Below are 1,205 nucleotides of genomic sequence, written 5' to 3'. Positions count from 1 at the left end.
GCGTGAAAAGAATGCCGGAAACGGTCCTCGCTTTTCCGCACCCGAAGGAGGAAACGGTCTAGATTTTCCGCCTCCCGGGCGCGGATCTGCCGAGACAATCGTTTCGCCAGAGACAGGTTGCCTGGTCGCAATATCCGTCCCGCGCGGATCCGAAGCAGTCGAAGTTCCCCTCCGCCCGCTGGATGGCGCGAATGATGTCGGCTTTCGTCATCCTTGCGGTGTTGATTCCGAGTTTCTTGGCGATCTCGCGAACCTGGTTGATCGTCATCGCGTTCCCTCCTTCCGCATCCCAAGGGCGCAGGCCCGATCACCGGTTTCCAGGATCCCGCGCACCTCTTCCGCCGAATCGGCGACCGGAAAGCCATCCCTGGGGATGCGGGCGACAGGATGCAGGATGATTTCGGTCTCTGGGCCGGCCGAAGTAACCGAAGGGGTTTCGACAGGAGAAAAAGGGGCCTTTGCGTCCATCGGACCGCCTCGCGATCGGCAGGCGCATGAATGGCTCACGAAGGACGTTCTGAATACTGTATACAACAATTCTCCCGGATGATCAAGGAGAATGTTCCTTCCCTTCCGCCAGGGACCGTAAGGGGCTTCTTCCCATGGGCATGAAACCTTGCCCATCGGTAAACACCAACTTCCTGGAATCCAGGGAGGAAGGGATGACGTGTAAGGGAAAATCGGTGTCCCTTTCCGGGAGGGCATGGAGGATGAGGCCCTGCAGGGGGCCGACATGCCTCCCCGCGCTGGCTCTCGCGTGGTTTTTTCTCGTCCCCGCGGTCTTTGCCGGGGACCTCGTCCTCGGGAACTTCAGCGCGGGGGACCTCGCAGGATGGCAGCCCAAGAGATTCCGCGGGGAGACCTCCTACTCCCTCGTGGTCGACGGGGAGCGGCGCGTTCTCAAGGCGCACAGCCGCGGGGCCGCGTCCGGCCTGTACAAGGAAGTCGACCTTGACCCCGCGAAGTATCCGGTACTGCGCTGGTTGTGGAAGATCGGCGGCACGATCCCCAACGGGGACGAGAGGACGAAGGCGGGGGACGACTACGCCGCCCGGGTGTACATCGTTTTCCCCAGGACCCTTTTCTGGAAGACGAAGGCGATCAACTACATCTGGGCCAACAGGCTCCCGCAGGGGGAATCCCTCCCCAACGCCTTTACGTCGAACGCGGTGATGGTCGCCGTCGAATCGGGCGACGGGAAGGCG

General features: G+C 61.9%; 2 protein-coding genes. One reads left to right on the top strand and one right to left on the bottom strand.

Annotated elements, in window-relative coordinates:
- Nucleotides 1-58 precede the first annotated feature (58 nt).
- Complete coding sequence (locus tag VJ307_05405; GenBank protein ID HJX73577.1) at nt 59-268, bottom strand: Rho termination factor N-terminal domain-containing protein; 210 nt, start codon at nt 266-268, stop codon at nt 59-61.
- A gap of 442 nt (nt 269-710) precedes the next feature.
- Between VJ307_05405 and VJ307_05400 the strand changes: the two genes are divergently transcribed.
- Nucleotides 711-1,205 (top strand): DUF3047 domain-containing protein (locus VJ307_05400; GenBank protein ID HJX73576.1); only part of this gene is annotated, 495 nt, incomplete at its 3' end.

The organism is Candidatus Deferrimicrobiaceae bacterium (assembly GCA_035256765.1).
Lineage (GTDB): Bacteria > Desulfobacterota > Deferrimicrobia > Deferrimicrobiales > Deferrimicrobiaceae > CSP1-8.
Note: the sequence above shows the minus strand (reverse complement) of the source record. Positions and strands in the feature narration are given on the sequence as shown.